Origin of the sequence: Streptomyces sp. NPDC102490, from assembly GCF_044765285.1 — a bacterium.
In the GTDB taxonomy this organism is placed as follows: Bacteria; Actinomycetota; Actinomycetes; order Streptomycetales; family Streptomycetaceae; genus Streptomyces.
Genome location: NZ_JBIWJU010000007.1, coordinates 278,696 through 298,287, shown reverse-complemented (window position 1 = coordinate 298,287; position 19,592 = coordinate 278,696). Strand labels below are relative to the sequence as shown.

Here is a 19,592-nt window from a genome sequence, read left to right as displayed (position 1 = left end):
CGTGCCCGCTTCGAGACGCAGCCGTAACACCCCGTGCCGCACGTTTCGCCCCGCCGCCCCGTCACAGTCACGTACAGCGGCGCCGACGAAGCACAGGGGGACGGACGATGAACCGGTACGGGACCGACGGGCGGCGGGGGCGGCGCGGCACGACCGCGCTGCTCGCGCTGACCCTGGCGGGCGGGCTGCTGCTCACCGGCTGCGGGGCAGGGGACGACGCGTCGAGCGGGGCGAAGGACACCGCGGCCGACTCCCGGGGCGGCTCGGCCCCGCTGCCCGCACCCGACCGCCCGCGCGGCGAGGGCGGGCAGCGCTACGAGGGCGACACGAGCACCGGCGAGGGCGAGAAGAACGGCGACTCCCAGCAGGTCGCGCCCGACCCCGACCACCTCTCCACCTTCGCCCTCGACGTCGACACCGCCTCCTACGGCTACGCCCGCCGCACCCTCGCCGAGGGCCGGCTGCCCGACCCGGCCACGGTCCGCCCCGAGGAGTTCGTCAACAGCTTCCGCCAGGACTACGACCGTCCCGACGGCGACGGCTTCTCGGTGACCGTGGACGGTGCCCGCACCGACGACGAGGACTGGTCGCTGGTCCGCGTCGGCCTGGCCACCCGCCCCGCCGAGCGGCAGAGCGAACGCCCGCCCGCCGCCCTGACGTTCGTCATCGACGTCTCCGGCTCCATGGGCGAACCCGGCCGCCTCGACCTCGCCCAGGAGGCCCTCGGCACCATGACCGACCGGCTCCGGGACGACGACTCGGTGGCCCTCGTCACCTTCAGCGACGAGGCCGAGACCGTGCTGCCCATGACCCGGCTCGGCGACCACCGCGACCGCGTCCACGACGCGATCGACGAGCTGGAGCCGACGGAGTCCACCAACCTCGGCGCGGGCGTGGAGACCGGCTACGAGACCGCCGTCGACGGCCGCCGCGAGGGCGCCACCAACCGTGTCGTGCTCGTCTCCGACGCCCTCGCCAACACCGGCGACACCGACGCGGACACCATCCTCGAACGCGTCGCCACCGAGCGCCGCGAGCACGGCGTCACCCTCTTCGGCGTCGGCGTGGGCAGCGACTACGGCGACGCCCTGATGGAACGCCTCGCCGACCGGGGCGACGGCCACACCACGTACGTGTCCACCCCCGAGGACGCCCGCGAGGTGTTCAGCGAGCAGCTCCCGCGCCACGTCGAGCTGACCGCGCGCGACGCCAAGGCCCAGGTCGCCTTCGACCCGGAGACCGTCGCCGAGTTCCGCCTCGTCGGCTACGACGACCGCCGGGTCGCCGACGAGGACTTCCGCGACGACCGCGTCGACGGCGGCGAGGTCGGCCCCGGCCACACGGTCACCGCCCTGTACGCCGTCCGCACCAGGCCCGGCGCCGACGGCCACCTCGCCACGGCCACCGTCCGCTGGCTCGACCCCGACAGCCGCACCCCGCACGAGGAGTCCGGCGACGTGGCGAGCGACGCCCTCGACGACTCCGTCTGGGAAGCCGGCCGCGGGCTGCGGGTCGCGGCGACCGCGGCCTACTTCGCCGACGCGCTCCGGTCCCCGGACGGCGACGGCGGCGCCTTGCCCGGGGCGCCCGGTCTCGCCGGACTGGCCGAGCGGGCCGAGGGCCTGGCGGACCGCACGGAGGACGAGGACGTGCGCGAACTGGCCGAGGCGATCGAGGAGGCGGACCGGCTGGCCTGAGCCCGGCGCCGCCCGGCGGCCGTGACCCCGCCGGGCGGTGTGGCCCATTGACGTTTCCTTACGCGTGAGTAAGTTTACTCTGAAGTAAGTTACTGGCCGAGTACACGCGACAGCGCATCAGTCCGAGCCGCGACCGGGAGCCGTCATGGGCGTACGCAGGGACCTGAAACGGGCGAGAAGCCGCGGTGACCTGGTGTCCCGCACAAGGACCGAGACCGTCAGGGACGCGCACGGCACCGTCCGCGAGGCCCGCACCGCCGCCCTCGCGCCCCGCCCCACCGAGGGCAGCACCGCCGACATCCCGTTCACCAACGCCGCCGAGGCACCCGACGCGGTGGTCCTGCGCCGCGAGGTGGCGGGAACCTGGCGGCCCGTCACCGCCGCGGAGTTCGCCCGCGAGGTCACCGCCGTGGCCAAGGGCCTGATCGCCGCCGGTCTGGAGCCCGGCGGCCGGGTCGCCGTCATGTCCCGCACCCGCTACGAGTGGACGGTCCTGGACTTCGCGATCTGGGCGGCCGGCGGGCAGACCGTCCCCGTGTACGCCACCTCCTCGGCCGACCAGGTCGAGTGGATCGTCCGCGACTCCGGCGCCCGGTACGCCGTCACCGAGACCGCCGCAAACACCGCCACCGTCCTGACCGGCACCGCCGGACACGCCGAGCGCCCGCAGGTCTGGGAGCTGGACGCCGGCGCCCTCGCCGACCTCACCGCCCTGGGCCGGGGCGTGCGCGACGACGAGGTCACCAAGCGCCGCACCGCCCTCACCCCGGACACGGCCGCCACCGTCTGCTACACCTCCGGCACCACCGGCCGCCCCAAGGGCTGCGTCCTCACCCACGCCAACCTGCACGCCGAGGCCGCCAACACGGTCGAGCTGCTGCACCCGATCTTCAAGGAGGTCACCGGCCAGCGGGCCTCGACCCTCCTCTTCCTGCCGCTCGCCCACATCCTGGGCCGCACCATCCAGATCTCCTGCCTGCTGGCCCGCATCGAGATCGGCCACTTCCCGAGCATCAAGCCCGACGAACTGCGCCCCGCGCTCAGGTCCTTCCGCCCGACCTTCCTGGTCGGCGTCCCGTACCTCTTCGAGAAGATCCACGACACCGGCCGGGCGACCGCCGAGAAGATCGGCCGCGGCGCCTCCTTCGAACGCGCCCACCGCCTCGCCGTCCGCTTCGGCGCCGCGCACCTGGACCGCTTCCTGGGCCGCGGCAAGGGCCCCACCCCGGCCCTGTGGGCGGGCTGGGCTCTGTACGACCTGCTGGTCTACCGCCGGGTCCGCAAGGAACTGGGCGGCCGGATGCGCTACGCGATCAGCGGCGGCTCCCCGCTGGAGAGCGACCTCAACCTGTTCTTCTACGCCGCCGGAATCATGGTCTACGAGGGCTACGGCCTGACCGAGACCACCGCCGCCGCCACCATCGTCCCGCCGCTCGGCCCCCGCCCCGGCACGGTCGGCCCGCCGGTCCCCGGCACCGCCGTGCGCATCGCGGACGACGGCGAGGTACTGGTCAAGGGCGGCATCGTGTTCGGCTCCTACCGCGGCAACCCGGAGGCCACCGACGCGGCCCTCACCGACGGCTGGTTCGCCACCGGCGACCTCGGCTCCCTCGACGCCGACGGCTACCTCACCATCACCGGCCGCAAGAAGGACCTCCTGGTCACCTCCGGCGGCAAGAACGTCTCCCCGGCCGTCCTGGAGGACCGCCTGCGCAGCCGCCCGCCCGTCGCCCAGTGCCTGGTCGTCGGCGACAACCGCCCCTACGTCGCCGCCCTGGTCACCCTCGACCCGGACGCCGTCGCGCACTGGCTGGCGGTGCGCGGGCTGCCCGCCGGCACCCCGATGTCCGAGGTCGTACGGGACGAGAGGATGCGCGCCGACGTCCAGAAGGCCGTGGACCACGCCAACGCGGCCGTCTCCCGGGCCGAGTCGATCCGCGCCTTCCGGCTGGTCGAGGGCGAGTTCACCGAGGAGAACGGGCTGCTGACCCCGTCCCTGAAGGTGAAGCGGCACGCGGCCGTCGCGGCGTACGCGGACGAGATTGAGGCGCTGTACGCGAGGCCGCCGGGACGGTGATCCGCGCCCGGGCGCCCGGGGCATGCGAAAGGGGCGGGCCGCCGATCTGCTCGGCGGCCCGCCCCCGACGCGGTGTCAGTGCCCGCCGCCCTCACCGTTGGCGGACAGGATCGAGACGTCCTCCAGCAGGTGGGCCAGCGCACCGTCGCGCTTGGCCTGGGTGGAGTTCTCGGCACACTGCTGGTTCATGTCGTCGCCCAGGACGTTGAGGTCCTGGATCGGCACGAGACCGATGACGCTGACCGGGATGTCGCTGACCGCGATGCACGGCTTGTTGAACGAACCCTGGATGAGCGCCATCTGCGGGCTCATGTTGCCCGTGGTCATCGAGTTGCCGAAGTACTGCGAGGCGCCGTTGCCGTTGGCAGAGACGGGCCCGCTGTCGTCACCGATCGCCATCGCCTGCGGTGCCGCGGCAGCGGAGGCGCCCATGACGGAGGCGGCGATCGCCGCGTAGGCAACTACCTTCTTGATCACTGGCAAGTCCTTTCTGAGGAAACCCCGTCCACCGGAGCGCTCTGGTCAACTCCGTGAGTCCGGTCGGGTTTCTCCCGTTCACTCCGTCGGCGGACAACGGGAAATGTGTACGGGTCCGCGTTTCCCCCCGGGATTTGGGCGGCTTCCGCGCCGTTTTCGAGATCCGGTGGGGGCCAACCGGGTGAACGCCCGCAACCAATCATCGCGCACCGGGTTGATGAGGCCGTAGGACAGTGCGTCGCTACGACGAAAGGAACGCGAAGTGCTCAAGAAGGCAATGGTCGCCGCGGCGGCTGCCGCTTCTGTGATCGGCATGTCCGCTGCTGCCGCGCCCCAGGCCCTGGCCATCGGGGACGACAACGGGCCGGCCGTGGCCAACGGCAACGGCGCCTCGTCGTCGTTCGGCAACTCGGCGACCGACGGCGACATGAGCCCGCAGCTGTCGCTGGTCGAGGGCACGCTGAACAAGCCGTGCCTCGGTGTCGAGGACGTCAACGTCGCCGTCATCAACCTCGTCCCGATCCAGGACATCAACGTCCTGGCGGACGACCTGAACCAGCAGTGCGCGGACAACTCCACGCAGGCCAAGCGTGACGGTGCCGTCTCGCACGTCCTGGAGGACCTGTCGGTCCTGTCCGCGAACGGCGAGGGCTGAGCCGTACCCCGCCCGGACCGGGCGGCCCGCTGACTTCTCCGCGGGCCGCCCGGCCGTGCACGGGACGGGATTTCGCCGGGGAGCGGATCGACTCCGTCGCTCTCTTGGGGGAACGGCCGGGACGTTTCGTGAGGCATCCGAGTGAATTTCGGGGTGTCCCACGTTCGGTAGTTTCGTCGGCCGTCAATTCCTCTTTTGCAGGCTGCAGGTCATGGTGCGAGCCGTCAATGCTGTGCTCGCGCGGTTTCGGCCGTCATTCAGGCATGACCGCAGAGAAGGGAAAGTTCATGAAGAAGAGCGCTGCTGTCGTCGCGGGCGCGATCATGGCCCTCGGCATGGCCGCCCCGGCCTTCGCCGACGCCGGCGCCGAGGGTGCCGCCGTAGGCTCCCCGGGCGTCCTGTCCGGCAACGTCGTCCAGGTGCCCGTGCACGTTCCCGTCAACGTGTGCGGCAACAGCATCAACGTCGTTGGTCTGCTGAACCCGGCGTTCGGCAACAAGTGCGAGAACGACTGACGTCGTTCCGCACCGACCGGCTGTGTCAGGGCCGGCCCTGGCCAACTCGTTTGGTTCGGGGCCGGCCTTTTCCCCTTTCTGCAGCCCGTCCTCCCGGATCGTTCTCCAGCCGATCTCATCTCTCATCTCTCCAAGCAGGAAGACAACCAGAGTGCGACAGACCCTGAGCAGGGGGATGGTCGCGGCAGCCGCCGCGACGGGCATCCTTTCCCTGTGCGGCAGCCCCGCCCTTGCCGACTCGCATGCGGACGGGGCCGCCACGAACTCCCCGGGCGCCGTGTCCGGCAACGCCCTCCAGGTCCCGGTCGACGTGCCCGTGAACGCCTGCGGCAACACCGTCGACGTGATCGCCGCCCTGAACCCGGCCTTCGGCAACGAGTGCGAGAACTCCTCGGACGAGCAGACCGACGGCCACGGCAACGGCGGCGGGTACGGCGAGGACACCTCGTCCTCGAACACGTCCACGCCCTCGACCTCGTCGTCCGGCTCCCACGCGGACGGCGCGACCGAGGGCTCGCCCGGCGTCGGGTCCGGCAACAACGCGCAGGTCCCGGTCGACGTGCCGGTCAACCTCTGCGGCAACACCGTCGACGTGATCGCCGCGCTGAACCCGGTCTTCGGCAACGAGTGCGAGAACGCCGCCGAGGAGCCCCCCGGCTACGGCGAGGAGGAGCCGCCGCCCCCGACCACGCCGCCCGGTTACGGCGAGGAGGAGCCCCCGCCGCCCACCCACGAGGAGCCCCCGCCGCCCTCCGGCGAGGAGGAGCCCCCGCCCCCGTCCGAGGAGGAGCACACCCCGCCGGCTCCCCAGACGGAGCAGCCGCCCGTCCTGGCCGAGACCGGCAGCGAGGGCACGCTCGGCGCCGCGGCCGCCGGCGCCGTGCTGATCGCGGGCGGAGCGATCCTGTACCGCCGGGGCCGCGCCCTCACCGGCCGCTGACCCCCTCCCGCCCACCACGACGCCCCCGGCGGCCCCTCACGGGCCACCGGGGGCGTCGTCGTCCGCGCCGGCGGGCGCGCGGGAGGCTCAGTGGCTGCCCGCCCGGTCCTCGTCCGGGCGGTCGGGGGCGCCGGCGCGGTCCGTGGCGGGGGCGGAGGCCTGGCGCACGACGCGGGCCCGGGCCGGGGGCGTGTCGTCCGGGCGGGCGGCGCGGCCCCGCCGCACGCGGTCCCGCAGCCGGGCGGCCACATGGCGGCCCCACAGCACCCACAGCGCCCGGCCCGGCGCCCGGTCGTCCCGGGCGTGCCAGGCCAGCTCGCGCCCCCCGTGGCCCTCGCGGGGCGGACGCAGGGCGCTCAGCGGCGCGTAGTTCTCCACCACGAACACCCGCCCCGGCCGCGGCGCCCCCTCCGGCAGCGGGCGGTGGGTCAGGTCCAGGTGCAGGGCCCGTACGACGTCCAGTCCGGCGGTGTCGGTGAACAGCCGGAACTGGGCGCCGGGGCGCGGGTTGAAGTCGAGCAGGTGATAGCGGCCCGTCGTGCCGCAGCGCCGGAAGTCGAGGTCGAAGACGCCCCGGTAGCCCAGCTCCGCGGTGACCCGCTCGGCGAGCGCCTGCACCCGCGGGTTCGGCGTCCAGCGGCCCACCGCCGTCAGACCGGCGCCGCGCGGCCTGGCCCGGGTCTTGCGGCCGGGACCGCCCGCCCGGACCGCGCCGGAGCGGTCGGCGTACCCGTGGAAGAACCAGTCCCGGTCGGCACCCGGCGGCAGGAACGCCTGGAGCAGCAGCCGGCTGCCCGCCTCCTCGGCCCGCCGGTACAGCTCCCCGGCCTCCCGCGCCGAGCGCACCAGCACCGTGCTGCGCAGCCCGCCGCCCGGCGGCACCAGCCAGGGCCGGCTCCACTTCGCCACCACCGGCAGGCCCAGCCGCCACGCCGCCCGCGCCGCCTCCGCCGCGCTCTGCGGGACCAGGGTCTCGGGGTGCGGGACGTCCAGGGCGGCGCACACACCGGCCAGTTCCGCCTTGTCGGCCACGCGCGCGGACAGCTCACCCGGCTGGTCGGGCAGCAGAAACGCGGGCGCCAGTTCCGCCCGCGCCCGGCCCACCGCCACGGCACACGCGTCGTCCATCGGAATCAGCACCGCGGGCCGGGCGAGCCGCGCGGCGACGCGGCGCAGGACCGCCGCGATCTCGGCGGGCGACGCGCCGGGCGGCGGCGGGGTGTGCAGCCCGCTCAGGTAACGGGAGGCGCGGACCGGGCTCTGCGCGCAGTCGGCGACCACGTGCACCTCCACCCCCGCCCGGCCGAGCGAACGCACGGCGCCCAGCGTTCCGTGGTGAAAGGGATTCCGGTCGGTCCGCAGCACAACGGCGGGGACACGGGTGTCGAACAGCGACACAGGAGACTTCCTTCGGATCGGGACGGGATTCACCGGTGCGGGCGATCAACGCACTCGAAAGCCGTAACGGCGGTGGCGTGATGGCATTTCATATGACTGAGTGTCAGTAACGACATCCCAAAGGAGGCGGCATGGCCGTACGGCAGTCACGGACCCGGTCCAGGCGGCGTCCGGCACGCGCCGCGGCCGCGGCGATCGCGGCGGCGGCGTTCCTCGCCGCGGGACCCGGTGTCGCCGCGGGCGAACTGGCCGCGCCCGAACCCACCCCCGCCTTCGGCGCGTACCTCGACTACGGCCCCCGCGGCGTGGCCCGGATGGCCGCGCTGAGCCACTGGCTGGGCGGCGCCGAGCTGCGCGTGGGCCACACCTACCTGCCCGGCGACCGCTGGAGCAACATCGAGGGCGCCCCCGGCTTCCTCGACGTGTGGGCCGACTGGCGCACCCGCGAGGCCGACCGGATGCTCGTCCTCAACGTGCCCATGATGGAGCGCAACGAGGAGCACGTCGACGACGACGAGGTGCGCGCCCTGCTGCGCCAGGGCGCCGCCGGACGCTTCGACCACCACTTCCGCGCCCTCGCCGAACGCCTGGTCACCCTCAAGGTCCCGGACACGGTCCTGGTGCTGGGCTGGGAGATGAACGGCACCACGTACACGCACCGCTGCGGACCGGACCCCGAGGCCTGGAAGACGTACTGGAACCGGATCGTCACCACCATGCGCGCGGTGCCCGGGCAGAAGTTCCGGTTCGACTTCGCGCCGAGCCGCGGCCGGGACGCCGTGCCCTGGACGCAGTGCTATCCCGGCGACGCCACCGTCGACATCGTCGGCATGGACTCCTACGACCAGCCGCGCGGGATGTCGTTCGACGAGCAGGTGAAGGAGCCGTACGGGCTCCAGGCGCACGTGGACTTCGCGAAGGCGCACGGCAAGCCCGTCTCCTACCCGGAGTGGGGGCTGTTCCGCAACGGCGACAACGCCGCGTACATGCGGCGCATGCTGGCCTGGATGGACGAGCACAAGCCCGTGTACAACACGGTCACCGACTACTGCCCGCACGGCGTGTGGCAGTGCGACGACAATCCCCGGTCCACGGCCGTCTACCGGTCCGTGCTCTTCGGCCGCACCGACGAGCCCGAGCCGACGGCCCCGACACCCCCGGAGCCCACCACCCCGACCGCGCCGCCCGTGCCCACGGTGCCGCCCACGACACCCGAGGCCCCGGCCGACTGCTCGCCGCTGGAGCTGGGCGACTGGGTCGAGCACTGGCTCGGCGGGAAGCTGTGCCTGCGTCTCGACTGGTACACGCGCGCCAAGTAGCGGCGCGCGGAGGGCGCCACGGGGGCGGCGGGCCCGGTCAGGTGCCGCCACCGGCGTGCCCCTTCCGCTCCGCCCGCCGCCGCAGCAGCTCCTTGCCCCGCCGTCGTGCGGCGGCGTCGGCCAGGGCCGCCGCCAGCAGCGGGGCCGTGCGGCGGCGGGCCAGCAGCAGCCGCTGGTTCGGCACCGGCTCCGGACGCCAGTGGTGCTTGTACGGCTCGTCGCCGCGCAGCAGGCTCAGCGTGGAGCGCCCCGGGGCGCGGGCGTACTCGGCGCACGCGGCCAGCAGCATCACCGCCACGTCCGCCTTCCGCTCCCGCAGCCCGGGATGCGCGCCGTACAGATAGCCCCCGGCCAGCCGGTGCGACAGCAGCGTCACGTCCACGGCCACCACCTCGTCGGCCATCCGGAACTCGGTGACCTGCGCGTCCCCGCTCCGCACCATCGGACCCACCGCCCGCACCAGGTGCTCGCGGAAGCGGGGCCGCAGGTGCTCGCCGGTCACCTTCCGCCCCCGCCACTGCAACCGGTGCAGGTCGAGGAGGCGGCGCAGCGCCGCGTCCGCCTCGTCGGGCAGGACGGGCCGGGCCTTGACGCCGAGCGCGTCCAGCCGGCGCAGCTGGGCGCGGACCCGCTGCCTGGCCTTGGCCGAGGGCAGCCGGGCGACCAGCTCGTCCAGGGGGAGGGCGGGCAGTTCCAGGCAGAGCGAGTCCGCGAGCCGGTGCCGGGGGCCGCGCCAGCGTGCGTAGACCCGTTCGGCGGCGGCGCCCGGCCGGACCTCGCGCAGGTCGACCAGTGCGGTGCGGGCCGCCGCGGCCAGGCCCGCGGCGAGCGCGGTCGCCGCGTCCGGGCCCCGCTCGTCGTCCAGCAGGACGTCCCCGTAGTCCGAGATCGCCCCGCCCAGCGGCACCAGCGCCGGCACCGGACGCCGTACGAGCGTCAGCGGCGCGGCGGCGACCAGTTCGCCGCCCTCGCGGGCCAGCACCAGCCGCAGCCGTCCCGCCGAGCCGTAGGAGCGCCACCAGGAGAGCAGCCAGGCGTGGCTCTGGAACGGGGTCGCGGCGGCGCAGCGGTCGTACAGCCGCCGCCACTGCGGGGCCAGCTCGGCGAAGGCGGCCTCGTCGGTGACCAGTTCGACCGTGTGGCCGGGCGGGAGCGGGTGCGGCGGCCTCGGGTACGTCACAGCTGTCCGCGCACGTCGGCCGCCGACGCCGGTCCGGGCACCGCCGCCGCGCGCCCGGGCTCCCGTGCGCCGCGGCGCGGCCGGACCAGCAGCGCCAGCCCGCCCAGGAGTCCGCCCGCGCTCGCGCCCACCAGGGCCGTCACCGCGGTGGACGCCGAGGACGGCTCGGTGGGTTCGGTGGCCCGCGCGAACTGCCGCAGCTCCACGTGGGTGTCGTCGGCGGAGGCCGCCGCGTGCCGGGTCAGAGCGCGGGTGACGGCGTTGGCCATGTCGGCGGCCTCCTCCGGGTCGGCGGAGGTGGCCGTCACCGAGACCATCGGCGCGTCCGGCGAGGTCGCGGTGCGGACACTCCGCTCCAGGGTCGCCACCGGCACGTGGGCCCACATCTGCGCGTCCCCGAGCACCGCGAGCTGCGTGGCGACCCGGCCGTAGGCCTGCGCGAAGCCCAGCGCGGCCGCCGGGTCGGACGCGTCGGCGGGGACGGCGACGACGTAGCCGGTCGCCGTGTACTGCGGGGTGGTGACCAGGCCGTACCCGGCGCCGAGCAGCCCGCCGGCGAGGACGCCTGCCGCGAGCGGGGACCAGGGCGGCAGGGAGCGCAGGCGGTGCGGGACGCGGCGCAGGGCGGCCCGGACGCGCTGCCGCCGTGCGGGGGGCGCGGGCTCGTCGTCCGTCGCGCGCGCGGCCGGGGACTGGGTGAGGGGCTCGGTCATGCGGAGGTGACTCCCTGGGATGCCGGGGACGGTGACGGGGCCGGGGGCAGCGGTTGCGTGAGGGTGGTCGCGTAGACGTCCATCAGCCGGGCGGCGCTGCGGGTGACGCAGTAGTGGCGGGCCGCCTCGGGCGCGGTGCGCGTGCCGGGGACCGGACCGTGGGACGCGCGGGTCTCGGCGAGGGCGCGCGCGAACTCCGCCGCGCCGCCGACGATCCGCCGTGCCGCGGGCGCGGACTCGGGGGGCAGGTCCTCGATCGCCGGGCAGGAGGCGTACAGCACCGGCAGCCCGGACGCGAGCCCCTCCACGGCGGCCAGGCCGAACGCCTCCTCCGGCGACGGCGAGGCGAGCACGTCCATCGCGGCGGCCAGCGCGGGCAGGTCGGGGCCGGGGGAACCGTCGGGGAGGTAGGGGCGTTCGCCGGTGAGCAGGACGCGGTCGGCGACCCCGGCCTCGTGGGCGGTGCGGCGCAGCAGGTGCTCCTGGGGGCCGCCGCCGACCAGCAGCAGCCAGCAGTCCGCCGGGAGCAGGGCCAGCGCGCGGACCAGGACGTCGAAGCGCTTGGCCGCCGTCAGCCGGCCGACGCCGCCCACGACGTACGCGCCCTCGGGCAGGCCGAGGCGGCGCCGGGTGCGCAGCCGCCGGACCGGGTCGAAGCGGAAGCGGGCCAGGTCGATGCCGTTGGGGACGACCTCGATGCGGGGCGCGGGCACGCCCCAGCGCCGCAGCCGGTCGGCGACGGTCGGGGAGACGGCGACCGTGGCGCTGCCCAGGCGCTCCCCGGCCAGGTACAGGGCGCGGACGCCCGGGGTGAGCGGGCGGCCCTCCATCTGGGAGTCGCCCAGGGAGTGTTCGGTGGCGACGACCGCGCGCACCCCGGCCAGGCGGGCGGCGAGACGGCCGTAGAGGCAGGCCCGGTAGAGGTGGGTGTGCACGAGGTCGTAGCCGCCGGTGCGGATCAGCCGGGCCAGGCGGGGCAGCGCGGCCAGGTCGCGGTTGCCGGTCATGCCGAGGTGGACGACGTGCACGCCGTCGGCCAGCAGACCGTCGGCGACCGGGCCGGGGTTGGTGAGCGTCACGACGTCGCAGTCGACGGGGAGATGCCGCAGGAGCAGCCGCAGTTGCTGCTCGGCGCCGCCGACGCCGAGACCGGTGATGATGTGCAGGGCCTTCACGTCGGTCACCTCACACTCCCGCCGGGGCCCGGCGGCGCAGGCGGTGCAGCCGGGTCTTCAGCAGCAGCCGTACGGGTGTGTCCCGCTGGCCCACGTGCACGCGGGGCAGGGCGTACGGGCCGGTCAGCGGGCCGGGGTCGATGGCGCAGGCGTAGGCGTACCCGGCGGCGCGCACGGCGTCGGCGGCGCGGGCGTCGACCGTGCCGTACGGGTAGCAGAAGCCGGTCACCGGAGCGCCGGTCAACTCCGTGAGCAGCGCCCGGCTCTGAGCGGTCTCGGCGGTCAGCGTGGCGTCGTCCGCCGTGGTCAGGTCGAGGTGGGTGAGACCGTGCGAGCCGATCTCGACGCCCTCGGCGGCGGCGCGGCGGATGCCGTCGGCGGTCAGCAGCGGCTTGCGCGGGCCCAGCGGGTCCCAGGCGTTCTCGCCGCCGAGCCGGCCCGGCAGCACGAAGAGGGTCGCCCCGCAGCCCCAGCGGCGCAGGCACGGCAGCGCGTGCTCGACGAAGTCGGCGTACCCGTCGTCGAAGGTCAGCCCCACCAGGTCCCGGCCGCCGCCCCGGGCGCGGGCGGCCAGCAGTTCGGCGACCGGCACGCCGCGCAGCCCGCGCCGCCGCAGCCAGCCCAGCTGCGCGTCCAGCCGGTCGGGCGTGACCGTGATGCGGTACGGGTCGTCCGAGCAGTCACCGACGGAGTGGTACATGGCGACCCAGGGGACGCTGCCGGGGCGGGCGTCAGTGGTCGTGGTCGTGGTCGCGGAAGGGGAACCGGAAGCGGAAACGGCCATGAGGGAGCCTTCGTGTGACGGGGTGGAGGAAACGGACGGGGCTCGGGCCCCGGACGCCCAGGGCCAGGCAGAGGACGACGAAGACACCGCCGACGGTGGCGGCGCCGACGGCCAGCGAGAGGGCGGTCCGCGACACGGCGGCACCGGCGTCGGTGACCAGGTCCGCGGCCGACGCGCCCGCGCCGGTCGCCACGGCCGCCGCCAGCAGCGGCCTGCCCAGGTCGCCCAGGACCCGCCGGACGCGCACCGGCACGCTGCGCGGACCCATCCCGGCGAGCAGCAGGGCGGCGGTGACGGTGATGCCGGCGGCGTTGGCGGCGGCGATGCCGGTCACGCCCCACGGGCCGACCGCGCGGGCGCCCGCGACGGCGGTCGTCACGACGCCGACGGCCATCGCGCCGAACGGGTACCAGGAGGCGCGGCCCGCCGAGAAGTAGGAGCGGGCCAGCGCGCCCACCACGGTCTGACCGAGCAGCCCGAGCGCGTACACCCGCATGACGCCCGCGGTCGCCGCCGTGTCGGCCGCGGTGAACGCGCCGCGCTGGAAGAGCAGGTGGATGATCTGCGGCGCGCAGGCGACGACGGTGGCCGCGCCGAGCAGCACCAGGCAGGCCGCCAGCGCCACGTCCCGCTCGACCCGGTCGCGGGCCCGCTCCGTGTCGCCGTCGGCCAGCGCACGGGCCACCACCGGGAAGGTGACCGTGCACAGCATCAGCGACAGCGTCATCGGGATCTGGGCGACCTTCTGCGCGTAGTTCAGGTGCGAGATGGCCCCGGAGGGGAGCCCGGAGGCCAGGAAACGCTCGATGAGGACCTGGGACTGGCGACACAGCGCGAACAGCAGCACGGTGCCGAACAGCCCGAGGGCGAGCGGGCCTGCGTCCTCCGCGATGCCTGACGGGCGCGGGTTGTGCGTGGTGCCTGAGGGAGGCGTGTCATGCGTGGGGTACGGCGGACGGGTGCTGTGTGGGGTACCCGGCGGGCCTGCGCCGTCCGCGATGTTCTCCGTGTCCGTGATGGCTGACGGGCGCGGGCCGTCCACGGTGCCTGACGGGGACGTGCCGTGGGTGGTGACCGGCGGGCGGGTGCCGTGCGTGGGGGCCGGCAGGCGTTCTCCGGCCGCGCTGCCCGGTGCGCCCCCGGCGCTGTCCCGGCACCGCAACTGGCCGAGCAGCGACGGGAGTTGCGTCGCCACCATCAGGGCGCCGCCCACCGCGACCCCGACCGCCGCCGAGCGCACCCCCCAGCGCCCGCCGAGCACGAACATCGCCGTGATGATGCCGGTGTTGTAGGCGACGTAGATCGCCGCCGGTGCCGGGAACCGGCGGTGCGCCCGCAGCACGGCGCTGCCGTACCCGGCGAGCCCGAAGCTGACGACGCAGGTGGCGGTGAGCCGGGTGCAGTCCACGGCGAGGGCGTGGTCGGCCAGTCCCGGAGCCAGGGCCCGGACCAGCACCGGCGCGGCGGCGGCGACCAGCGCACCGGCCGCGGCGAAGGCCAGGGCCAGCCGGGGCAGCGTCGAGGCGACCAGCGCGCGGACCGGGTCGCCCGGGGCACCCCGCGCGCGGCGGGCCAGGGCCAGACTGAACATCGGGACCAGCGCGAAGGCCAGCCCGTCCTCGATCAGCAGCGTCGCCGCGAACTCGGGCACCGTCCACGCCACCAGGAAGGCGTCCGTCTCGCTCCCGGCGCCGAACAGCCGGGCCAGCGCCTGGTCCCGGGCCAGCCCGAGCACCGACCCGGCCACCGACAGCACGGCCGTGACGAGGGCGGCGCGGGCCAGGAAACGCCCCGAGGAGCCGCTCTCGGCGACCGGCGCGGTCTCCGCGTACGGGGTCTCGGCCGGGGGGCCCGCGTCGTGGGACGCACCCGCTTCGCCCGCCGGGTGCGGCGAGGTCGTCGTCACCGCTCCGGCACCTCCCGCGCGGCGGAACCCAGCGCCCACCAGGCCGCCAGCCCGAAGCACACCGCCGTGAGCACGGTCGACGGCCCGCCGATGTCGGCGTACGCGAAGTCGGTCAGCTGCCACACCAGCAGCCCGCAGGCGACGAACGCGCAGTCCGGCACCGAGCCCCGTTCCCGCCGTGCGCGGCGCAGCCCGCGCAGGCCCAGCACGAGCAGCGCCAGCCAGCTCCCGGCCAGCGCCAGCAGCCCGATCAGCCCCTGTTCGGCCAGCACCAGCAGGTACATGTTGTGCGGGGACAGCAGCGGCTGCCTGTGGTACCCGGCACCCGCGCCGTCGGTCTCGCTGCCCGAGGACAGCGCCAGCGAGGCGTGCGCGTCACGGTGTTCGGGAAAGCCCTTCAGCCCCACGCCGGTCAGCGGCCGCTCCCGCCACATCCCGGTCGCCGCCGCCCACATCGTGTAGCGGTCGGTCACCGACTGGTCGGGGGCGTCGGCGACCCGGGTGATGCTGCCGACCCGCTCCTGGAGCATCGCCGTACCGACCCCGAAGCCGCCCACCAGCACCACCGCCGCCGCGACCACGGCCGCCCCCACCGCCAGCGCCCTGCGCACCCCCGCCAGCAGCAGCTGCGCCGCGCACGTCACCGCCGTCGCGATCCACGCCCCGCGGCTGAACGACACGGCGAGCGGCAGCAGCAGCGCGAGCGCGCACCCGGCGGCGAGCAGCCGCTGCCGCACCGGCGTCCGGCCCAGCGCCAGCCCCACCGCGCAGACCAGCCCCAGCGAGACCACGGTCGCCATCCCCATCACGTCCTGCGGCCCGAAGGTGCCCACCGCCCGCACCCGTTCACCCTGGTAGGAGGCGCCGGTGGCGGTCACGTACTGGTGCACGCCGACCGCCCCCTGCCACAGGGCCAGCCCCACCATCGACCGGGCCAGCAGCCGTACGTCGCCCCGGTCGCGGACGAGCAGCAGGACGGCGGCCGGGACCAGGACGAAGACCTGGAGGTAGCGGCCGAGGCCCGCCAGTCCGGCCCCCGGCGACCCGGCGCCCGCGGCGGCGACGGCCAGGCCGAGCACGGGCAGGCTGAGCACCACGGCCGCCGTACGGGACAGGGGGCGCCGCCGGTCCCGCACCAGCCGCAGCGCGCAGTACAGCACCGCCAGCGCGGAGGCCGCGTCGGCCGGGTGCGCGCCGCCCTCGTCGCCCGGGGCGAGCGGCAGCGCGAGCAGCGCGACGACGGCGACCACGGCCAGCGCGGGCGGCAGCCGCCGTACGCGCGCCGTCGGCCGCAGGGGCAGGGCGTGGGCCACCTGGGTCAGCTCCCCGTGGGGCGCACGAGCGCGGCGGCCGTGCGCAGCAGGATGCAGACGTCCTGCCACAGCGACCAGTCGTCGATGTAGGCGTTGTCGAAGCGGGCCCGGTCCTCGATGGACGTGTCCCCGCGCAGCCCGTTGATCTGGGCCAGGCCGGTGATCCCGGCGGGCATCCGGTGGCGGGCCGCGTAGCCGGGGTAGGTCTGGCTGAACCGGGCCACGAAGTACGGGCGTTCGGGCCGCGGGCCGACCAGGCTCATGTCGCCCCGGAAGACGTTCCACAGCTGGAGCAGCTCGTCCAGCGAGGTGCGCCGCAGGAAGCGGCAGAACCACGGCATCCGGCGTTCGTCCGCCACGCTCCACCGGGTCGCCGACTCGTGCTCGTCCGCCGGCCGGTGGGTGCGGAACTTCAGCAGCGTGAACGGCCTGCCGCCCTCGCCGACGCGCTCCTGCCGGAACAGCACGCCCGGACCGCTCACCACCCGCAGCACCGTCGCACAGGCCAGCAGCAGCGGGCTCAGCAGCAGCAACAGCGCCCCGGACACCGCCACGTCGAGGACCCGCTTGCCCGCGCCGCCCGGCCGCCGCGCCGCCGGTTCCAGCCGCCGGCAGCGGAATCCGGCGATCCGGTCCCCGTCCGGGCGGGCGGGAGCGCCGGCGTACGCGGGCGCATCGGCGTCCAGCTCCCACACCGCGCAGCCCGACTCGGCCAGCGGCCGCAGCAGCGCCGCCTGCCGGGACCGTACGGAGGGGTCCGCGGAAAGGGCGTCCACGAAGGGGCCCACGGCCAGCACGTCCCGTACGCCGTTCTGCACGACCGCCCGCCGCACCTCCTCGTCCGTGGACAGCACCGGCAGGCCCGCGGTGCCGCCCGGGTCGTCGGTGACGATCCCGACGGGGCGCACCCCGCAGCGCGGGTGGCGCAGCAGCGCCGAGGCCACGCGCTGCGCGGTCGCGGCGGGGCCGACGACGAGGGCGGCGCGGGGATGGTTCAGCAGCGCCGTACGGCGTCTGCGGTGCACGGCGGCCCGGCCCGCGCAGCCCGTCACCGCGTGCAGCAGGAAACCGGCGCACAGGGTGCGCGCGGAGAGCGCGTGCGACGGGGCGTACGCCGCGACGAGCGCCGCGAGCGCCAGCCACCCGACGGCGATCCGGCCGCACAGGGCGGGCAGGTCGTCCAGCGCGCCGGGTGTCGGCCGGGCGGGGCGCGGCCGGGGGCGCAGCAGCAGCGAGGCGGCCACCAGCAGGGCCGCGAGCAGCGGTTGGTGCGGGGTGCCGGTGAGGACCAGCGAGCCCGGCAGGGCCGCCGCGCCGTCCGCGACGAGCAGCGGCAGCGGGGAGTCCGGCCGTGGCGCGGAGCGCCGGGCGGGCAGTCGCGGGCCCGGGGCGCCGTCGCGCCGCGGCAGCACCGAGACGGGGGAGGAGCCGAGGTCGCGCGACTGGCCGGCGGGGGAGGGGACGGTGCTTTCCGCGGTCACGGGTGGGTGGACTCCCTGCACTCGATGGGCACGACGGCCGACCGCCCCACGGCTGCGGGCCTGTCGCCGATGACGCCGGCGCGGTCGCCGGCCCCGTCGCCGGTGGGTGCCGCAGTCGCGGTCCGTACGCCGTCCAGGAGGTCGCCGTACAGGGCCGCGACCGCCGCGGCCGTGCGCCGTACGTCGTGCGCGGACTGGACGTGCGCACGCCCCCGGCGGCCGAGCGAGGCGCGCAGCGGCGCGTCGAGCAGCAGCGCGGCGGCGGTGTCGGCCAGCGCCGCGGGGTCCCCGGGCGGCACCAGGCAGTGCGGTACGAGCGCGGGCGGCAGGCCCTCGCGGGCCCCGTCCACGTCGGTCACCACCACGGGCCGCCCGCAGGCCATCGCCTCCAGCGGGGCCAGCGCCATGCCCTCCCAGCGCGACGGCAGCACGACGAGGTCGGCGGCCCGGTACCAGGCGGCGGCGTCGGCGACCGCCCCCGTGAACAGCACGGACGCCGGGGCCCGCGCGGCCAGCCGGGCGCGGTCCGGACCGTCGCCGACTAGGACCAGCCGGGCGCCGGGCACCCGCGCGAGGACCGACTCCCAGGCGCTCAGCAGGACGTCCTGCCCCTTCTGCCGGCACAGCCGCCCCACGCAGACCACCAGCGGGGCGTGCGGGGCGGCACCGTGCCGCGGTCGCGGACCGGCCGGGTCGAGGCCGGCGTACTCCGGCGCGTCGGGGTGGTACGCGGGCGTGTCGGGGTGGTAGCGGGCGAGGTCGATGCCGTTCGGGATCACCGCCCAGGGCCCGCGCAGCCCGGCCCGCACTCCCCGCAGCCGTTCCGCCTCGCTCACGCACACCGTCCGCGCCGTCCACCGCGCCGACCACCGCTCCCAGCCCAGCGCGAGACGCGCGGCGGCCCCGCCGACCGCCTCGAACGACCAGGCGTGCGGCTGGAACACGGTCGGTACCCGGCCCCGTACGGCGAGTCGCCCGGCCAGACCGGCCTTGGCGCTGTGCGCGTGCACCAGATCGGGCCGCACGTCCTCGACCACGCGGACGAGTCGCCGTACCTCGGACACCAGCGCCGGGCCGGGCGAGCGGGTCGCCGGCCAGTGCCGCACGTCGGCGCCCAGCGAACGCAGCCGGTCGGCGAGGTCCCCGCCGGGACAGGCGACCGCGACGCGCAGTCCGGCGGCGAGCTGAGCCCGCGTCAGGTCCGTCACCACCCGGGCGACCCCGCCGTCCACCGGTTGGGTGAGATGCAGAACCCGTGGCCGGGAGCCGGTCGGTGGCAGGTGCATGCGCGTTTCCTCGCTCACGGAGATGGCTCGGGACGGGCGGGAACGCGCCCGGCCGCGGGTGCCGGCCGCTACGCGGCATACGGGTGCGTCGAATGGTGTGGGACTCTAGCCGCTATCCGTACTAATACGGCGAAACCGGGTAAGTGTGTTGGATTCGTGAATCCCGGTCTTTCGCGAGATCACCCCTTTGGCGGCACAACTCGCGCCCGTGCCACGCGTTGACACTGCGCCGGGCAGCCGCCCGGGTGTGTGTACAACCCCAAGGAGCACTTCTCCATGTCGCGTATCGCGAAGGGCCTGGCCCTGACCTCCGTCGCCGCCGCCGCGGTGGCGGGCACCGCCGGTGTCGCCGCCGCCGACAGCGGCGCGCAGGCCGCCGCCGCCCACTCCCCGGGCGTCCTGTCCGGCAACGTGGTGCAGGTCCCGGTCCACATCCCGGTCAACGTCTGTGGCAACACCATCGACATCATCGGCCTGCTGAACCCGGCGTTCGGCAACGAGTGCGAGAACGACTGACGTCGGCTCACCCCATGCCGCACCGGCCGTCCGTACCGCGGTTCCTCCGCGAACGGGCGGCCGGTTCGCGTTGCCGCGCGGACGGCGGTGTGCTGCCCCGAATGGGGGGTCCGGTCGACGACACGGCGCACGGACCTTGACGGGGCGTCTCACCAGGTAA

At 75.5% G+C, this 19,592-nt stretch carries 17 protein-coding genes; 7 read left to right on the top strand and 10 right to left on the bottom strand.

Features of this window, described 5'->3' with window-relative positions:
- Positions 1 to 107: 107 nt before the first annotated feature.
- Both ACIRGB_RS18220 and ACIRGB_RS18215 read left to right on the top strand, forming a co-directional pair.
- A complete protein-coding gene (locus ACIRGB_RS18220; RefSeq protein ID WP_403865512.1) occupies positions 108 to 1,697 on the top strand; it encodes a von Willebrand factor type A domain-containing protein in 1,590 nt (529 codons plus the stop codon).
- A 145-nt stretch (positions 1,698 to 1,842) separates the two neighbouring features.
- Positions 1,843 to 3,774, top strand: a complete 1,932-nt coding sequence (locus tag ACIRGB_RS18215; protein ID WP_403865510.1) for an AMP-dependent synthetase/ligase — start codon at positions 1,843 to 1,845, stop codon at positions 3,772 to 3,774.
- A 75-nt stretch (positions 3,775 to 3,849) separates the two neighbouring features.
- On the opposite strand, the gene rdlB is transcribed toward ACIRGB_RS18215, so the two are convergent.
- A complete protein-coding gene (rdlB, locus tag ACIRGB_RS18210) occupies positions 3,850 to 4,251 on the bottom strand; it encodes a rodlin RdlB (RefSeq protein WP_352147819.1) in 402 nt (133 codons plus the stop codon).
- A 262-nt stretch (positions 4,252 to 4,513) separates the two neighbouring features.
- Between rdlB and rdlA the strand changes: the two genes are divergently transcribed.
- The 3 genes from rdlA to chpA all read left to right on the top strand — a co-directional run bounded on the left by rdlA (position 4,514) and on the right by chpA (position 6,361).
- Positions 4,514 to 4,906: a rodlin RdlA gene (gene rdlA, locus ACIRGB_RS18205; protein WP_031014367.1), complete on the top strand. Its 393-nt coding sequence runs from the start codon at positions 4,514 to 4,516 to the stop codon at positions 4,904 to 4,906.
- A gap of 287 nt (positions 4,907 to 5,193) precedes the next feature.
- Positions 5,194 to 5,421, top strand: a complete 228-nt coding sequence (gene chpD / locus ACIRGB_RS18200; protein ID WP_059300460.1) for a chaplin ChpD — start codon at positions 5,194 to 5,196, stop codon at positions 5,419 to 5,421.
- A 151-nt stretch (positions 5,422 to 5,572) separates the two neighbouring features.
- Positions 5,573 to 6,361 carry an LAXTG-anchored chaplin ChpA gene (gene chpA / locus ACIRGB_RS18195; RefSeq protein ID WP_403865506.1) on the top strand — a complete coding sequence of 263 codons (789 nt, stop codon included), beginning with the start codon at positions 5,573 to 5,575 and terminating at the stop codon, positions 6,359 to 6,361.
- 87 nt (positions 6,362 to 6,448) lie between these two features.
- Here chpA and ACIRGB_RS18190 read toward each other — a convergent pair whose 3' ends face one another.
- Complete coding sequence (locus ACIRGB_RS18190) at positions 6,449 to 7,759, bottom strand: ATP-grasp domain-containing protein (RefSeq protein ID WP_403865503.1); 1,311 nt, start codon at positions 7,757 to 7,759, stop codon at positions 6,449 to 6,451.
- Positions 7,760 to 7,890: 131 nt separating this feature from the next.
- Between ACIRGB_RS18190 and ACIRGB_RS18185 the strand changes: the two genes are divergently transcribed.
- Positions 7,891 to 9,078 carry a glycoside hydrolase family 26 protein gene (locus ACIRGB_RS18185; RefSeq protein WP_403865500.1) on the top strand — a complete coding sequence of 396 codons (1,188 nt, stop codon included), beginning with the start codon at positions 7,891 to 7,893 and terminating at the stop codon, positions 9,076 to 9,078.
- A gap of 37 nt (positions 9,079 to 9,115) precedes the next feature.
- On the opposite strand, the gene ACIRGB_RS18180 is transcribed toward ACIRGB_RS18185, so the two are convergent.
- Genes ACIRGB_RS18180 through ACIRGB_RS18145 form a run of 8 tightly spaced genes read right to left on the bottom strand, consistent with a single transcriptional unit; the run spans position 9,116 to position 18,916 of the window.
- Positions 9,116 to 10,258, bottom strand: coding sequence for a GNAT family N-acetyltransferase (locus ACIRGB_RS18180; RefSeq protein WP_403865497.1), 1,143 nt, complete (start codon positions 10,256 to 10,258; stop codon positions 9,116 to 9,118).
- Complete coding sequence (locus tag ACIRGB_RS18175; protein ID WP_403865494.1) at positions 10,255 to 10,971, bottom strand: lipopolysaccharide biosynthesis protein; 717 nt, start codon at positions 10,969 to 10,971, stop codon at positions 10,255 to 10,257. Before ACIRGB_RS18175 ends, ACIRGB_RS18180 begins: the two co-directional genes overlap by 4 nt.
- Positions 10,968 to 12,146, bottom strand: a complete 1,179-nt coding sequence (locus ACIRGB_RS18170; RefSeq protein WP_403866037.1) for a glycosyltransferase — start codon at positions 12,144 to 12,146, stop codon at positions 10,968 to 10,970. Before ACIRGB_RS18170 ends, ACIRGB_RS18175 begins: the two co-directional genes overlap by 4 nt.
- Before the next feature lie 10 nt (positions 12,147 to 12,156).
- Entirely contained in the window at positions 12,157 to 12,846 is a 690-nt protein-coding gene (locus ACIRGB_RS18165) for a polysaccharide deacetylase family protein (protein WP_403865491.1), read from the bottom strand.
- 31 nt (positions 12,847 to 12,877) lie between these two features.
- Positions 12,878 to 14,836, bottom strand: coding sequence for a murein biosynthesis integral membrane protein MurJ (gene murJ / locus ACIRGB_RS18160; protein ID WP_403865488.1), 1,959 nt, complete (start codon positions 14,834 to 14,836; stop codon positions 12,878 to 12,880).
- Entirely contained in the window at positions 14,833 to 16,149 is a 1,317-nt protein-coding gene (locus ACIRGB_RS18155) for an O-antigen ligase family protein (RefSeq protein WP_403865485.1), read from the bottom strand. Before ACIRGB_RS18155 ends, murJ begins: the two co-directional genes overlap by 4 nt.
- Positions 16,150 to 16,154: 5 nt before the next feature.
- Positions 16,155 to 17,630, bottom strand: coding sequence for an exopolysaccharide biosynthesis polyprenyl glycosylphosphotransferase (locus tag ACIRGB_RS18150; RefSeq protein WP_403865482.1), 1,476 nt, complete (start codon positions 17,628 to 17,630; stop codon positions 16,155 to 16,157).
- Entirely contained in the window at positions 17,627 to 18,916 is a 1,290-nt protein-coding gene (locus ACIRGB_RS18145; protein ID WP_403865479.1) for a glycosyltransferase, read from the bottom strand. Before ACIRGB_RS18145 ends, ACIRGB_RS18150 begins: the two co-directional genes overlap by 4 nt.
- A 276-nt stretch (positions 18,917 to 19,192) precedes the next feature.
- Between ACIRGB_RS18145 and chpG the strand changes: the two genes are divergently transcribed.
- Positions 19,193 to 19,432 (top strand): chaplin ChpG, encoded by a 240-nt coding sequence (chpG, locus tag ACIRGB_RS18140; protein ID WP_030179666.1) that lies wholly within the window; start codon positions 19,193 to 19,195, stop codon positions 19,430 to 19,432.
- The last annotated feature ends 160 nt before the right edge of the window (positions 19,433 to 19,592 follow it).

Excerpts from the sequence above, each read along its gene's own strand:
- ACIRGB_RS18220 (WP_403865512.1), top strand. The coding sequence starts at position 108 with ATGAACCGGTACGGGACCGACGGGCGGCGGGGGCGGCGCGGCACGACC.
- ACIRGB_RS18215 (WP_403865510.1), top strand. The coding sequence starts at position 1,843 with ATGGGCGTACGCAGGGACCTGAAACGGGCGAGAAGCCGCGGTGACCTG.
- chpD (WP_059300460.1), top strand. The coding sequence starts at position 5,194 with ATGAAGAAGAGCGCTGCTGTCGTCGCGGGCGCGATCATGGCCCTCGGC.
- ACIRGB_RS18185 (WP_403865500.1), top strand. The coding sequence starts at position 7,891 with ATGGCCGTACGGCAGTCACGGACCCGGTCCAGGCGGCGTCCGGCACGC.
- ACIRGB_RS18175 (WP_403865494.1), bottom strand. The coding sequence starts at position 10,971 with ATGACCGAGCCCCTCACCCAGTCCCCGGCCGCGCGCGCGACGGACGAC.
- ACIRGB_RS18165 (WP_403865491.1), bottom strand. The coding sequence starts at position 12,846 with ATGTACCACTCCGTCGGTGACTGCTCGGACGACCCGTACCGCATCACG.
- ACIRGB_RS18145 (WP_403865479.1), bottom strand. The coding sequence starts at position 18,916 with ATGCACCTGCCACCGACCGGCTCCCGGCCACGGGTTCTGCATCTCACC.
- chpG (WP_030179666.1), top strand. The coding sequence starts at position 19,193 with ATGTCGCGTATCGCGAAGGGCCTGGCCCTGACCTCCGTCGCCGCCGCC.